This window comes from Devosia sp. 67-54 (genome assembly GCF_001899075.1).
Taxonomy (GTDB): Bacteria; Pseudomonadota; Alphaproteobacteria; order Rhizobiales; family Devosiaceae; genus Devosia_A.
The window spans coordinates 335,678-350,404 of the sequence record NZ_MKVA01000006.1 but is presented as its reverse complement, the minus strand read 5'-3'; the positions used below and the strand labels follow the sequence as shown (position 1 = coordinate 350,404).

Genomic DNA, 14,727 nt, shown 5'->3' with positions numbered 1-14,727 from the left:
AACGCGGCGTGGTCGTTCAAGGCAGGCTCACGAGCGTAACCGAGGGGGATTAAGAAGCCTTATCGCTGCCCGGACCCGGCGCCGGGGGCGGCGGCGCGGCTGCCCTCGCCCGCGCCTGTCCCTTCCGGCGCTTCAGGTTCTCGCGGAGCTTTGTGGCCAATCTCTGCTCGCGCGCCGCTTTTTCGTCAGCCTTGGACATCGAGGGATTCCGTCAACCGAGGCCAAATAGCCTCAGTTTTTCGCCTTGCGTCAAGAAAAGGCCTATGGCATCAACCGCCAGCTTTTCGGGGTGGCCGCGCCGCCCCCGGCACGCTGCAGTAGCTCAGTGGTAGAGCACTCCCTTGGTAAGGGAGAGGTCGAGAGTTCAATCCTCTCTTGCAGCACCATTTTCTTCGAAATAGTCGTGTGTTTACAAGCCATTAGCGCTTGATTGACAGTGCCGACCCCCGTTCTGATCCACATCTTCTCAAGCGATGGTCGTGCGCCATGCCGAAACATCACCACATCGAAATCTCCGTCAAGGTTGGTACCACCGTCTCCAGTTCCTCTTGAAGCATCATCTGGCCGGAAGTATTTCTCTGGTTGGCCGCTGACCGTGAGATTGCTTCAGCAATCCTTTAAGGGAATTAGCCCCGGTAAGTTCGAACTCGGCAGCGGCCTCTTTCGTCTTCACTTCACGGTTAGCCGCCAGGCAAGCTGACGCGCCCTCGCTCGCTCCAGCCGATCGCCGAGCGCGTCGAGCCCGCCGACCTCCAGCTTGTCGTTGTAGAGCGACAGGTGGCGGGCAAGCTGGTCGAGCGCCTTGGACTTGTCGGCGAGCTTGAACACGAAGAGGCCGTTTCGATCGAAGCCCCAGCCGACCACAGCTCGGCGCGCCCGCTCCGGCAAGGCAGCAATATCCTCCGCAGAGCTCACAGCCTTGTAGTCGGCTGGATCATAGAACGCCATTGTCATGATCTCGGCCAGGACGCGATCGCCATCAAGCTCGATCCGCTCCGCCCGCTCGCGCATCAACTCGGCGACGCGCGCCTGCACATCCGGCAGCGCAAGAAGCTCGCTCGCTGTCACTCTCGCGCGCGGCCCGTAGCCGGCGCGCTTGGCCGCCTCGGTGGCGTTCAGATCAACGATGTACTCGGCGGCGAACCGCTCTTGCTTGGGCGTCATATCGATTTGTTCCGGTTTGTTACGGGGGTAAGAGGCTCGCAGGGCGTTCGTGCGGGTGACGCACGAGTGACGCACTCCAATTAGAAATTTCTGCTGCATAATCATCAGCTTATCTCGAAGTGAAGCAGCTTTCATATTAAGCTCCATACGAGGCATAGGAACATCGTTACAAACATCGTTCTATTCATAGAATATATATAGGCCGAAATGCTTCACTTCGAGATAAGTGCGCGCTCCGTATGTGATTTCTCCGTTCATGGTGCGTCACCATGTGTCACTTGTGCGATTGGCGCATCACCCGACTTGCGGAGACCGATGCCAGCAGCGACGTTGCCGCGACCCAGATGCTTGATGCGGACGCCTGGCATGGCGCGCAGCCGCTGCGAGAAGGTGTTGACTGGCGGCAGGAAGCGTTCCGAGTGACCATTGTCGATCGCCCACATCTTGAACGCCTTAAACAGATCGGACGTTCTGGACCAGCCGTCGAACGGCTCGTCGCCGAGATGCACCACTTCTTCGGAGAACCACGCCTGCACCGGGTCGAGTTGGAGCCAGGTATTCAACGCGCCAACGGATGATGGCGGGATCGTATAGCTCTTGTTGCGCATGAGCCGCTGCATCCCGGCAATGGCAAAGCCGAGTAGGAGGTCAAGTTCATCACGCCGGATGCGATCGAGGATGTCTGGGATGACCTCGTCTGTAGGGATCGATCGATCGAACCCGACGACGACAAGTCGCCGCTGAAGCCCCCGATCGAGGCCGCCTGAGAAGCGTGGGAGAACATTTGTCGTGAACAGGTGGAGGGCTTGGGGAACGAATGTCAGGACACTCTGAAAAACGTCCCTTCCCTGCATCACGTTACCGGTTACGGCCGACTTGAATGCCTCGCCGCCGATCGCATTGGCCGATAACTCGTCGGCCACGTTGGCCGCCTTCCCAGCTAGCCCGACCACCCTCTTCTCATCCTCGAAAGCCGACAGCGGGACAGCGGATACCGCCCCTTCGGGCAGCAGGCAGCGCAGCAGGCCGGCAATGGTCGACTTTCCGTTGTTGGCCTTCTCGCCAAGGAAGACGAAGGCTTTAGGCTGCGGCAAGCGCGTGGCCTGCCCAAAGGCGGCACTCGCGAGGATTTCGCCGATCAGGTCGATTTTTTGCGCCGCATCAGGATCCCCGCGGAACGAACCGGCGAGCAGCCGATGCAGCATCGAGCCTTCAGGCGGCACCACGTCGGTATGCAAGTGAAACTCGGCCGGGATCGTCCACCGGAAGCGATCGGAAGGGCTGTGCGCTCGCTCGGTGACGCGGCCTGCGCCATCGATCTCGATCACCGTGTTGCGTGCATTGAGGCCCACAGCCGGCTCAGCAAAGAAGTCGGGCTGGGCAAGGATTGTGCCGAGCTCCGACAGCACGCCATTTATCAGCGTCTTGCCCACTTTGACGTTTTTCCGGCCAGACGCCGCTAAATCGAACTTGTGAACGCTGAGCCGCATCACCTGATGAGGTATCGCAGACCAGGCAGTCGGCCCCCAGCACCAAAATTGCCCCTCGGCGAACACAACCTCACCGCAGGCCGCCGCCAGCCGGTGCGCCAGGTGGTTCGCTAGAAAAACCTCGCTATCAAAGCCGACTTCCAGCACATGCGGCAAAGCCTCTATTGCGGCCAGAGGCGCACGCACTGCTGGCAGCGGGGGCCTCGCCGGCTGGGTTTTCTGCATCGTCTGTGGTGCGGCGCGCCGCGTCGGCGCTGGCGGGTTTCCGTTCGCAGCTTCAGACAGGGCGATGTGGGCTTTCAGCCGCAAGCGCCCCGTCTTGTCCCGCCCGACGCGGTTCGGCAGCACGTCGCAGATCGATGCGCGCAGCATCGCGTCCACATCGTCACGCGTCCAGCCATCATCAACGGCGTCGGCCACATCCCACCCCTCGGGAGGCAACTTGCCGCTGCGCCAGTCCTCGGGTGCGTATGGAGGATTCAATGAAGGACGCGCCCCGGCGACACATCCTCGATTGCCTCAACGCCGGTCTCGATCGCGAGCAGCAGGGCGGCCGCAGCGTCCGCCAGCACCGAATTGCGGGTCGCGTCGCTGGCGCCGATCGTCATGTCGATGACGCCGTTTGCGAAGCGCTCGGCCGTGGTGCGGTTGCCGAAATTGGGGCGAACGAACCGCCCCGCCACGCCACCGCAAGTCCTGGCGACCCAGGGCAGCTCCTCGAGCCGCGCCAGCAGCCATGCGTCGCAAAGCTGGCCTTCGCCCTCCGGTTCGATCGCGGCCGGCAGTGGCAGTTCGGCGACGTGCGGGACTAGCGCCCGGATGCGCGCGGCGAGCTTGTCCAGCCGCGGGATACCGATGGAAAGACTGTCGGTCATGACGCCGCCTCCGCCCGTGAGATTGTTCTGTCGGCCAGAGCAAGTAGACAGCGCGCCAAGTATGCCCGACGCGGTGGGCTCATCGCCCAGACGCCGCGCATCAACGAGCGTTTGCGACGAGCGATCCGCGACAGGTCGGCGGGAGTGAAATCATCGGGCAACGGAGCCCATCGGGCCGCAAATTCAATGTCTGCGCGGCACCGCTCAAGGGCTTCGTGCACCGCGACCGGGGCTGTGCCCCATGCTTCGAGTGCGTCGATGCGATCGATCAGGCTATCCGAGTAGGACCGCGTTTCACTATAATGTGCGTTTTCCATTCTATCCACCATCGGTGTTGCAATCCTGGCAACGTGGTGGTATTGGAAAAGGGCTCAATCATTTTCGATACCACCGGGCCCGGCCATTAAGTGCGCCGGGCCTGTGTTTTTTGGCCCGGCCGTTCCATCATGCTGTCGCCGCTGCCTTTTCGGTAAGCCAGCGTTCAATTTCTTCCCGGTACCAGTGACGACGATGGCCAATCAAAATTGGCTTGGGAAAATCGCCTCTCGCGATGCGTCGAGAAAATGTCCGGTCGCAGCCCGGCACGATGCGCCGAACGTCATCGGTTGACATCAAAACTCGCTCCGCCATGCTCAATCTCCATGATTGGTCTATGCAGACATTGTCCGCATAGACCAATCAGCGCCGCGAATAGTTTCGTGGTCAAACGGCCTCACGCCGCGAGCCGCGCCGCCATTTCGGCCAGATCGCCAACGACGATCGCGCAGCTACGATCGGCCGCCGCGAGCTTCTTAGCAATTTTCCGTGCGGGACGGCCGGCCGCGCTGATTATCGTGAACTCGCGCGCAACGGGAGTGTCGGCGGGGATCGCGTCGATTGCGTCGGCCTCGGCGATCAGCGCCTCGAGAAGCTCGATGCCCGTGAGCAACGCTACGCGATATGAGGAATTGGTGAGATCGGTCTTTGCCACTTTCTATGCTCCGCTTGGCTATTGCGACAAGTCGTGTCGACTGATAAGATCATATCAGTTGATAATTTGATATCAAGAGGGAAAATGCAATCCGCGGTTTCATTGCACGCCGCTAGAATCCTGCTCGGAAGGTCGCAAGAGGAGATCGCGGAACTTGCGGGCGTATCTGTCGTGACGGTGCGCCGTGCCGAATCGGTGACCGCAAGGTCCAATCCAGCCACACCCGTGTCAGCGGAGAAGATCGCGGCGATCGCCAGCGCCTTGGAAGCGGCCGGCGTGAAGTTCATGGCTGAGAACGGCCGAGGGAAGGCCGTGCGATCGGATTAGAGTTTCCGCCCGGTCAGCTGCTCGCACTCTTTGCGCGCTGCCTCGCGACGCTTGTCGATATAGTCGGCCAAGTCCTGCACGTGCACGCCCATGGCCGACTTTTGGCTGGCCTCGATCCGCACCAACGGAATCGTAATGTCGCCATCGTTGACCTTGCGGACGAACCGCGCGGTGTCCAGGTGCGGGAAATAGTCTCGAGCGACAAGCTCGGCCGGGATAATCGCGCGGCCGTCATATTGAGCCATGAGCAAGAACACTGTTTTCATTCCCAAGGGATATCGCTTTTCGAAAACGCGCACAAGCGATTGATTCTGTTGCGCAATTTTGATGCGATCCATGTGAACCGCAGCATTTTTCGCAACGCTACAGCCCGCGCACGCTGTTGAACCAATTGTCGTTCGTCACCGTGTAGCCGCGTTCGGACCCATTCAGGCGCGAGCCGACGATCTGCGCCCCATTGTTTTCGGTCATGATGGTCTGCCCGGCCTGCGGCATGCTCGACCGCGCGGCTTGCGTGTAGGCGGACAGGATGGCCGCGCGCGCCTTCGCCGCCTGTTGAGCCGCAAGCTGCTGCTGAACGCTTAAACGGTTCGCCGCAGGCGCGGTGCTGGCATGGACCGGCACGGTCTTGGTGACAGTGATCCTCCGCGGCGGCGCGGCCGGCATGCGAGCAGCTACGCCGCCAGCAATGCCGAGCGCGAGCTTCGACATCGCGGAGCGCGCATCGCGATCGTCGGGCGAGCCCGAGGCGTTGGCGTAGGTGTGTAGCCAGTCGTAATATTCGGGGTTGTCCTCCTCGACTGTGATAGTGCGGGTCAGCGCGCTGCGCGCGATCGACTGCTCGGCGCGCGTCTCGGCGAGCGTTGGCGCGGCGATCGCTTTTGCCATCTGCACACTGCCGGCCAGGTCGACCGTCCGCGTCGCCCCGTCCGGCCGCACATAGACCGTGGTCGACTTCTGCACGCCGCTGGGCTGGCTCAAGGCGGCGACCGGCGTCGTGGTGGTCGGCTGCTTCGGCGCGTTCGGTGCGGCCGGGAAGTTGCCCTCCTGGACCGCACGGTATCCGGACTGGATCGCGTTCTGCTCATCGCGCGCCACCTGTTCAGCCGAGCGGCCGAGCGCCGGCACGATCGACCGCGCAGCCGGCGTCGCTGCGGCCTTGCGCCCAAGCGCCTGTTCGGCGCGGGCTTCACTCGCGGTCGGGTTCGGCAGCTTGCGGCCCGAGGAGACGCCGGCATTGGACACGCCGCTGCCCCCGCCAAGGATCGTGCTGACGGCGGCAGGGCGCGCCGCCTTGCCAGTTAGCGCCGCGCCGCCGAGGATCGTCGCTGGCGGCGATGCCACAGGCGGCCTCAGCGGCTCCGGGGCCGGCAGGGGTGCGAACAGCGGGCGGGGCCGCGGCAACGGCACGCTGGACGCTCCGGCACCGCCTGCGATGAGTTGAGCCAGCGAGGTCGGCCGCGACACGTCGAGCTCGGACGCAACGCGGCTTTCGGGGATGTAGGCTTCCGGCGTCGGATGCCCGTTGAGCAGCGACAGCACCGCTCCGACAGTGGTGTGAGCTCGGTTCAAACCGTCGCCCGCGTAGTATGAACGTCCCGCGCTCGCGCCGGTCAGCACCGGCAGGGCGGCCCATTCGCGTGCCAGGCGGTTGCCGAAAGCCTCGGCGCTGATCTTGCCGGCCGCATACTGGTCATAGCCGCGCGCCCGCAGCAGGGCCGCGCCAAGCTTGTCCTGGGTCGCGGCATCGAATTTGTCGCTGTTCGAAACAACGCCGGCCCGCACAAGGGACTTCAGCGTCTTCGAGACGATCTGGTATTTTCCGACAGCCGACGATGGCGAGCCGGCCGCTAGGTAGTCGCGCTGCCACTGGCGGACCTCGGCAACCGTCATCTTCGAGAAATCGACCAGCTGGTTTGCGGCATGACCATAATAAGCGTTGTAGTTCCCGCGCGCCTCGTGCCAGCCGATGAAGTCGAGCAGGTCTTGTGTCGTTGTCGCCATGCGGTCCCCTCAACGCGCGCCGGTCGCTGCCTCGGCTGCGGGTGCGCCGAGATATTCGACCAAGGAGCGGATACCCGGCAGTGTTGCGCCGGGGATAAGCCGCTTGAATGCAGTGATGTCGCCCTTGCTAAGCCCGTCGCCCGAGCCCTTGATCGCCTGCACCGCACGAACCAGGCCGTCGACCAGGTCCCCGGTTGGCCCGGTCAGCGCCGCCGCCGTCGAACGCGCGATGTACCGTGACGCCTTGCCATCCTGATCAGCCCCCGGAAATGCCGCCGCCAACGCGCCATAGGCCCCGATGCCAAACGCTTTTTCGATGGTATTATTCGCCTCGAAGGCGATCGCAAAAATGCCCGACCGGTCTAAGCCTTCGGCGATCCACCGGCCGGGGTTGTTGCTGAGATCGGCGGTGCGGTTCGATTCTACCGACTTCAGGTAGTAGATCAGCATTCCTATGCCAGTTGACACGAGCACCCCGGAAACCATCCCCATCGGCCGTTCCTGCAATCCGCGCATCAGCGCCCGCTGATGGCTAGCAAGAGTAAAGGACTTGAACTGCCCCAGCAGCCGACCGGTTGGCGTGTTGAAAAACAGCGGAACGTCGCCGACGCCCTTGGTGATAATGGTGGTGTCGACATCTTTGTTTATCGCTGCGCGATACACTCGCCGCGCCCACTCATCCGACCAGTCGTCGGAATTGGCGACGCGAATATCTCCGTCCTCGGTGGTGCCATGCGCTTCGAATTGCTTAGCGATGCGCTCGGCCATCTGCCCGTCGATCCCGAGATAGGCAAGATAGGCTCGCTCACGGTGATCGAGCTTCGAGAAGTGCGCCGTGCCGCGCAGCACGCGGTTCTGGGTGATCACCGAGGCGAAGGACTTTTGGAAATCGTTCCAATAGGCCATGCCGGTCAGGTGCGAAAAGCCGTTCGCGGTGTTCTGCATGAACCGCTCGAAGGGCGACGACACTGAATATGGATCGGTAATTTCCGCCCAGGTCGCCATGCGAGTGTTGAGGATGCGTTCGGCCACCGCGCCGGCCGTTTTGGCTTCGGCGACGCTCATCTGAAATCCCTTGAGGTTGCGCATTAGCGGAATCAGGCCGTCCCGCATGGTGCCGGTGAGCGTGTGCACCATCAGTGTCCTTCCGACATCGCCCAGCGATGAAAGCGTGACGCCGCCCATGGTCCGCAGGAAGTTGATCGTGCCGGCCACACGCGCGTAGCGAGCGAATTTCGTGCTATTTTCTCGCGCCAGGTAGTTTCCCCGCACCATATCGCGGAGGGCGCGCAAGTCCTGGATATCGTTCTTCTCGCGCGCAACCAGCCGCCGCACCGCTGCAAGCCTCTGGCGCTGAGTCAACTGCATCGCCAAGACTTCGCCGGTATGCGGATCGATGCCGTCTTCGATCGCCCGTCGCAGATCCCCGTATTGGCGCTTCACCGCGTCGATCTGGTCGCGCAGATCGGCCCGCCCGAAGGCCTTGGTGAGCTCAATGTCTGACGCCATCACGCGGGCGTAGCGCCGGCCGATCGCCTCGACATCATGCTCAAGGAAATCCTCGATTTCCGAATCGGGGATATGGAACGTGCGCTCTCTGAGCGGCCCGCGTGTGGCCGCAACAATGTCGCGCGGCACATCGCCATCGACATTTCGACCGGTGACGGAATTGAAGATGTTGTCCACGACCTCGCTGATGTAGTCGGCTCGATCCGCCTCATTCAAAAACTCCGGCAATTCCTGCCGCAGCTTCGGCACCTTGGGCTGAAGCTTTTCAACCCGCGCAACCAGCCGCTGCACCTGATCGCCGACACGCGTCAGGTCCTCGGTCTTCGCCCAGAGATCAGCCAGCATGGCGTCGTTGGCTCGACCGCTGTCGCGGATCGCGGTGAGCGCTTCGACACGGCGGCCGAGGTCGCGTTCACGCATCCGGGCCTTGAACAGGTCGCGCCGCACCTTGGCATAGTCCACCATGATCGACACGGCCGGCGAGGCGTTGGCGAATTGCTGCGCCCGGATGATTTCCTCGTTTAGGCGCTGGACTTCCTCCCCCGCGGTGCGGGCTTCTTCAGCGGAGATCAACCGCTCACTGGACAGCGCTTCGGTCGCCTCATCGAACGCCTGAAGCTCGCGCGTCAACCGCTCGCCACGCGCGACCAGATCATCAGCATGCGCTTCCGCCCCCACAATTTTGCGCACTACCCCCCGCGCCGCGCCGACCGTGGTGTCGGATGCGAGCCCAAGCCGGTGAAGCCATTCCTCGGCCCAAGACGAGAGCGCATCGGCATTCGCCTCTGCGGTGCGCTGCTCATGCGTGCGCAGCGGATTGCCGGCGAGCTCCTCGCGGATGGCGTCCATCACCGCCCGCTCATCGGCATAGCCGTCAGCACCTGCCGGCAGATTCTCAAAAATCGCTGGCTCCTCGTCCCATGCGAGGTTGTCGAGCCGGCCGAGGCCGCCATTGCTGCGGAACAGCCCCGGATGCGTCGTCGGCGTAACGCCCATCGCGCGAAGCTCGCCGTCGAGCGTGGAGCCAACACGCACGCCGCCCTTCCGCTTGACCATCGCGAGGATCGGCGAGCGTTCGTGAAACGGAGCCTTAGCCGCGGCCGATCGCCGTGCCGCCCGCGCCTCGCGCAGTGTGGTGAGCATGTGGCTGTTCTGATCGGCGTTGCGCAGCAGGCGCGCCAGTTCGGCCGGGGGGCGCTCCTGGTTCGCCATGAACCGCTGCTGTTCGACATCCTGAAGCTCGGTGAGCTTGCGGCGACGAACTGCCGCCCGATCGGCCAGCCGCGCATCGAGCCGCGACAGCCGCTCATGCGAGGCCGCCAGCCGCTCGGCCGCGGCGTCGGCGGTGACGATCCGGTTGCCCATGTCGATTTCATCGCGGCGCATTTCCAGCGAGCGGATGGACCGGTCGATATAGCGGCGCACAATGCCTTTGAACTGGGCCTCGCGGGCCTCGATCCTGGGGCGGTTATAGACGCGCGTGAAGTAGCTGAGCGCCGTCTCGGGCTGCACATCTGCCGGCAGAAGTCTAGCCTCGATCGCCTTCTGTTTCAGCGGATCAAAAACCGCAGACCGCCACGCCGTCGCGGCTTTCGTAACATGGGGATCGGCCGATGTATCGCCCCGCCGCATCGCCTTGCCGACCGCAGCGTTGAAGTCGCCGCGCGACATTTGCCCGCCAGCTTTCCGATAGTCCCCATAAGCGGCATTCGCGGCCTCCATCGCCTTCGACACCGCGCCGCGGGTGTATTCCTTGACCAGCGTTTCAACGCCGGGATCGGAGGCGACGCCTTCGAGGTTTTTCTTCATGTAGACGGGATTTTCAAACAGGCGCGTCGCCACGTCGCGCATGATCGCCGAGGGCGAATGCAAGGCGCGCAACACCGGATTGAGATTGCGCACCGCGCCACCGGCGATCTGCGCGGCCCGGCCAGCGATCGAATTTTCATCGAGGCTGGCAACAGGCCTCGCAGCAGCACCGGCCGACGAAGGGCCCGGCCGGGTGAACATGGCCGCCTCGTTGGCGGCGAGCGCGCCCGAGTCGACCGCGTGCACAGATTCGTCAGCCATCTGGGCGGCGAGGCGCGCGAAGTCGGCGCGCGAGAACATAGCCGACAGCCCGCCACCCAGAACGCCGCCAAGCAGCGCGGCACTGCCGATGCCGATGGCGCTGTCCTGCGGGGTGCGGAGTTCCTGCGAGCCGGCCAGCGCGCTTTCGCCCAGCGCCGCCGACATCGCGCCATACGACGCCCCGCTGAGCGCCGAGCGTAACACCGCCTCGCCGCCCTTGGCGCTGCGATAGATTTCGCCGGCCGGCAGGAGGTTTTCCGGCGAGAACAGGCCAGCCCCGAGCGTTGCGAGCATGCCCCAGCCGCCCGCTGCCGCGATGGTGTTGCGATCGGACTGCTCCATGTCGATCTGGGCCTTCAGGGCGGCCGTCTCGCCGGCATTGGTCGAGCCGGTGAAGCGATCCCAATGGGCCTCATAGGGCGTGTCCTTGATGTCCGCCCACGGGTTGTAAGTCGGATCGGGCGTGCCATCTGCGCGATGACGTGCGAGGATCGAACCGACAATATTTTCCTGCCGGAACGCCGCGCCTATCAAGTCGAGCGCACCAGGCGCAGCAGGCTCGGCAGACGGCGACATGTCGATGATGGCCTGCGCGTTCGGGTCGAACAGCGAAGGCGCGGGCCGCGGAACCAGACTCATTGAGCACCCCCGAAACCGTTCTTGGCCTGATAGTCGGCGAGCCGCTGTTGCAGATCAGGCGACATCGGGTACGGGGCGGCCGGCGCGCCCAACAATTGCGAGCGGCGACGCTGCACATCGGCGAGGGCAGCGGCGCGAACATCGTCGCCCTTCAGAGGCGCGGATAGGATGCGGTTCCAGATCAGCAACGGGATTGCCGTGACGCTGTTGGCCGGCAGGCCGTTTCCGTGTTCGGCCGAATCGTGCGCCCGGTGGCCTTCGAACAGAATTTGGTGTTCCTCGGCGCTCAGCGCCGAAAGCTGCCGCAGTTCATCGCCGCTAACCGCGAACATTGACGGCACCATGTCCCAAACTCCGCTGGGAAGTTGATACATCAAATTGTACCGAGGCGGCTGGCCGGCGCGCACGTCCTGCGCCGTTTCCGGTGTCGCGACCAGCATGACGTTTGTGGCGTTGGGCACGATCGAGCGAGCGTCCTTCATCGCCAGGTCGCGGATGTATGACTGCGAGCCGTCGATCGCCGGGTAAAAATTCTCCGGCGGAAATTTCGTGATCACCGGCTGGCCGGACACCGACGAGATGCCATATGCGCGATGCATTTCCTGCAACGCCATCGTCTTGGCGATATTGGCATCGCCATGCGCTGGACCAGTGAACGCGCGCTCGGCCGCCCCGAGATAGTCCGCGGTCAAAGCCGCCTCCTGACCGGGGTTGAGGCCGGCGACCGGACCGCCCGGCAACCAGTTGTCGCCGAACGCCGCGAGCACGTCGCTGACCGCAAAGCTCTTGGCGGCTTTCGTCCAGCCATCCTTGAGCACCTGGGCTTCGGCCTTCTTCGCGGGGTTGCGCTGATCGACAACGAACGTCGCGGCCTCCTCGACGCTCTTGCCCTGCCCGTCGACAAGCTCCGAAAATGTCGCGGCGGCATCGAGCAATTCCTTGCCGTGATCCATTGCCGCAAGTGCGTTCGGCGCAGTGTCGGCGAGCGCCGCCGACTGCTGGAGCGCAGCCGCCACCTTGCCTTTGTCGTTGGAATTGAGGCCGAGCCGGACACTGGCAACAACGGCCTTCGGCACCATGCCGGTTTCGGCGACGAACTGCGCCGTCGCGCTCGCCTGCTGTTCTGCCGGCACGGACTGTATCAGCAGCCCATAGGACTTTTCCGAAAGCGCCTGGTCGGCACCGTCATATGGGTTCAGCGTCGGAGCCGTGCCGACGCCGAGCTTGCCGAGGAAGTCGCGCGCGCCGGCAGTCGCCCCCTGCTCGCTACGGAACTTGCCGATCAGCGTAGCCTTGTCGCCATCGTCCAGCATCGGGTCGCGGAGAATCGTTTCTTCGCTCGCAACCTTGCCTGTGACGATACCGAGCGTCACTGCGTCCCTATGTTGCGCCCGCTCGACCTTCGCCTCCTCGGCAAGAGCAGTACGCTGCCGCACGAGTTCCTGCGCGACACCATCGCGAAGCTCGCGCCCAATGGCGTCCGGCATCTTGTCCAGCAGCGCCGATGCGGCATCGCTGAACTTGATCGACCCATCGGCAGTGATTGTCGCACCCTGCGCGGCGGCGGCACGCAACGGTGTCGAAATACGGTTCCAGACCTCCATGCTGTCCTGCGCCGTCAGTTCGTCGGGATGCGCGAACAAATAGCTGGCGGCCGCGACCGGATCGGCCTGGGCCTGGTTGAGGAGCACGCTGCCCATCACCGCCGATCGGTAAGTGGCGGCCTTCTGCTTCAGCAGGTCAGCGCCCCATCCTTGCAAGGCGGCCTGTTGGTCGAGTTGCTTCAGCCCGGCCGCGATGCTTTCCTGCACTTTGGTTGGGTTCTGCCAAGCGTCGGCGGCGTCCTCGGCGAAGCTGATCGCACGCGCCGATGCAGCGTTGACGATCCATGCCTTCCTTTCGCTCGCAACATGGACGGCGGCATCCTGAAGGATCGACAGCTTGCGGCTTTCCGTCGCGAGTTTGAATGCGTTCTGCGCACCGGGGCGGCCGGCCAGTTTGCTCGAAATCGCAAGCTGCTGGGTATCAAGATCGCGCTGAAACTGCTTTTGTCCGTCGACTGCCGCCGCACCGCTCAGCGTGAGAAATCCACCATCGCCGTATGTCCGTTCGCGAAGCCAGTTCGAATACTCGACCTCAGCATCCTGGGCCGCCGCGTTGTCCTCCAGGGTGCGAACATGGCCTGCCGCCTGCGAGGCATCCAGCAATCCCTGCCCAACGCTTCCGATGCCGCGCGCAACATCAGCGCCGAACGCCGCTGGCGATGCTTGTGTCGTAAGGCTCTGCTGGAGGATCGGCCGCGGGCTGACCTGTCGCTCGTAGGTTGGAACGGTGGGCATCAGGCACTCATATCCTGCACGGCATGGACGGCGCGTTGTGCAATCTGCACCAATTCATCGGGCTCTACGGTTCCGTGGACGCTGGCGACGCGCGCGACCCGGAGCCGGAATGCCGACGACAAGCGGCCGGTGTGCGAGCCGAACCGTGGTGCTTGTTCCCCGCGATCGTCTACACCGCCGCGCAGATCGTCATCGGCGGCACGCTCCAGGGCTTCGACCTCACCCACCAGATCGAGGAGCGAAGCAATCAGCGCGTCGCATTTGGCGGCGAGGTCGATGTACTGCGCTGCCTTCGACTTTGCGGCAGCGATCCGGGCGGCCGGCAAATTGAAGCTGCTCATTCGTCGTCTCCCATCTTCGCGAAATCCTGCTCCTGCGGCCGGACATAGTTGGAGTGCCGGGACTGGCTCGTCGGCTCCGAGAGCGGTTCGGCCTCATAGGCTTCACGGGCACGCCGGGCCGTCTCATATTCGGCGGCAAGGTCGGCGGCATGTTCCTCTGGCGTCTTCGGCGGAATCGCCGCTGCCCCCATCTGGCGCACTGCCTCGTGCTCGAAATCAGCATCGTCGCGCTCGAACAGTGGTTCCCAGGCACCCGAGACGACATCGCCGAGTGGGGTGAGTTGGGCAAACGGATCGAACATGGACCCGACGCGCCGCACGGCCTCGCGCGCCGCCGCGTCGATGAAGCTGCGATGCTCCAGCGGCTTCCCCGCCTTCACGTGAGCGCGGTTGGCCTCGATCTGAAGCCGCTCAAGATCAGCAATCATGGCGCGCAACGCTTCGATCTGGCCGGCGACTTCTTCAGCCTTCGCGATCAGCGGGCGCACGGCCTCGCGAAGGTTCTCGCGGGCAACGCGCCGCGCCTCGGCTTCGTCCCGCCGCCGCTGCTCATCTTCCAGGCGTTCGGCTTCGACCCGCGCGACCTCCAACATGTCACGATCGGCGGCGGCGGTCGCAATGTCCGCGCGGATCCCGGTCACCTTCGACTTGGCGTCGGGATCGCCGTTGACGGCGGCGAACGCCAGGCCGTCGAGCTCGGCCTTCAGGCCGGTGACACGCTGGTCAATATCGGCGATCTGCCGGTCGATTTCTTGCGTGCCGATCATCAGTTCGCCCCCGTCCGCTTGGATTTCAGGGACTCGATGAGCCCCGCAATCTCGGACTGAGGCCACCTGCTGGAGACGCCGAACTTGACCGGACGAGGCAGGACGCCGTTCTTGACGCGTCGCCAGAGGGTGGCTTCAGAGATGCCTAAGGCGGCCGTAACCTCGCGGGGCCTTAGCAGTACATCGGGTGCAGCATTCGTCATCCAGAGTCCTCTTCATGAGAGTTGATCTG

Annotated in this window: 13 protein-coding genes and 1 tRNA gene; 2 read left to right on the top strand and 12 right to left on the bottom strand. The window is 63.8% G+C overall.

The features are described 5' to 3' along the window. Positions 1-311: 311 nt before the first annotated feature. Positions 312-386 (top strand) — tRNA-Thr (locus BGO82_RS12975). Between the two features lie 283 nt (positions 387-669). On the opposite strand, the gene BGO82_RS12970 is transcribed toward BGO82_RS12975, so the two are convergent. The 5 genes from BGO82_RS12970 to BGO82_RS12950 all read right to left on the bottom strand — a co-directional run bounded on the left by BGO82_RS12970 (position 670) and on the right by BGO82_RS12950 (position 4,499). Then, on the bottom strand, positions 670-1,299 hold the full coding sequence (locus BGO82_RS12970; protein ID WP_291306018.1) for a terminase small subunit: 630 nt from the start codon (positions 1,297-1,299) through the stop codon (positions 670-672). 119 nt (positions 1,300-1,418) lie between these two features. Further along, the gene (locus BGO82_RS12965) at positions 1,419-3,074 is read right to left on the bottom strand and encodes a DUF5906 domain-containing protein (protein ID WP_291306017.1); all 1,656 of its coding nucleotides are present in this window, start codon (positions 3,072-3,074) and stop codon (positions 1,419-1,421) included. 59 nt (positions 3,075-3,133) lie between these two features. Then, on the bottom strand, positions 3,134-3,529 hold the full coding sequence (locus tag BGO82_RS12960; RefSeq protein ID WP_291306016.1) for a hypothetical protein: 396 nt from the start codon (positions 3,527-3,529) through the stop codon (positions 3,134-3,136). A gap of 444 nt (positions 3,530-3,973) precedes the next feature. Then, complete coding sequence (locus BGO82_RS12955; RefSeq protein ID WP_291306015.1) at positions 3,974-4,159, bottom strand: hypothetical protein; 186 nt, start codon at positions 4,157-4,159, stop codon at positions 3,974-3,976. A gap of 82 nt (positions 4,160-4,241) precedes the next feature. Beyond that, on the bottom strand, positions 4,242-4,499 hold the full coding sequence (locus tag BGO82_RS12950; protein WP_291306014.1) for a hypothetical protein: 258 nt from the start codon (positions 4,497-4,499) through the stop codon (positions 4,242-4,244). Positions 4,500-4,583: 84 nt separating this feature from the next. Here BGO82_RS12950 and BGO82_RS12945 point away from each other — a divergent pair, with 84 nt between their 5' ends. Next, positions 4,584-4,826: a helix-turn-helix transcriptional regulator gene (locus BGO82_RS12945; RefSeq protein ID WP_291306013.1), complete on the top strand. Its 243-nt coding sequence runs from the start codon at positions 4,584-4,586 to the stop codon at positions 4,824-4,826. Here BGO82_RS12945 and BGO82_RS12940 read toward each other — a convergent pair. The 7 genes from BGO82_RS12940 to BGO82_RS12910 form a co-directional block, all read right to left on the bottom strand. After that, positions 4,823-5,092: a pyocin activator PrtN family protein gene (locus BGO82_RS12940; RefSeq protein WP_291306053.1), complete on the bottom strand. Its 270-nt coding sequence runs from the start codon at positions 5,090-5,092 to the stop codon at positions 4,823-4,825. The two genes, BGO82_RS12945 and BGO82_RS12940, sit on opposite strands and share 4 nt — an antisense overlap. A 97-nt stretch (positions 5,093-5,189) precedes the next feature. Further along, on the bottom strand, positions 5,190-6,830 hold the full coding sequence (locus BGO82_RS12935) for a hypothetical protein (protein WP_291306012.1): 1,641 nt from the start codon (positions 6,828-6,830) through the stop codon (positions 5,190-5,192). A gap of 9 nt (positions 6,831-6,839) precedes the next feature. Beyond that, positions 6,840-11,048 (bottom strand): hypothetical protein, encoded by a 4,209-nt coding sequence (locus BGO82_RS12930; RefSeq protein ID WP_291306011.1) that lies wholly within the window; start codon positions 11,046-11,048, stop codon positions 6,840-6,842. Beyond that, complete coding sequence (locus BGO82_RS12925; RefSeq protein ID WP_291306010.1) at positions 11,045-13,387, bottom strand: hypothetical protein; 2,343 nt, start codon at positions 13,385-13,387, stop codon at positions 11,045-11,047. The genes BGO82_RS12930 and BGO82_RS12925 overlap by 4 nt, the downstream gene beginning before the upstream one ends. After that, positions 13,387-13,728, bottom strand: coding sequence for a hypothetical protein (locus BGO82_RS12920; protein ID WP_291306009.1), 342 nt, complete (start codon positions 13,726-13,728; stop codon positions 13,387-13,389). The genes BGO82_RS12925 and BGO82_RS12920 overlap by 1 nt, the downstream gene beginning before the upstream one ends. Next, on the bottom strand, positions 13,725-14,495 hold the full coding sequence (locus BGO82_RS12915) for a hypothetical protein (RefSeq protein ID WP_291306008.1): 771 nt from the start codon (positions 14,493-14,495) through the stop codon (positions 13,725-13,727). Before BGO82_RS12915 ends, BGO82_RS12920 begins: the two co-directional genes overlap by 4 nt. Continuing rightward, positions 14,495-14,698, bottom strand: a complete 204-nt coding sequence (locus tag BGO82_RS12910) for an AlpA family phage regulatory protein (protein ID WP_291306007.1) — start codon at positions 14,696-14,698, stop codon at positions 14,495-14,497. Before BGO82_RS12910 ends, BGO82_RS12915 begins: the two co-directional genes overlap by 1 nt. Between the last annotated feature and the right edge of the window lie 29 nt (positions 14,699-14,727).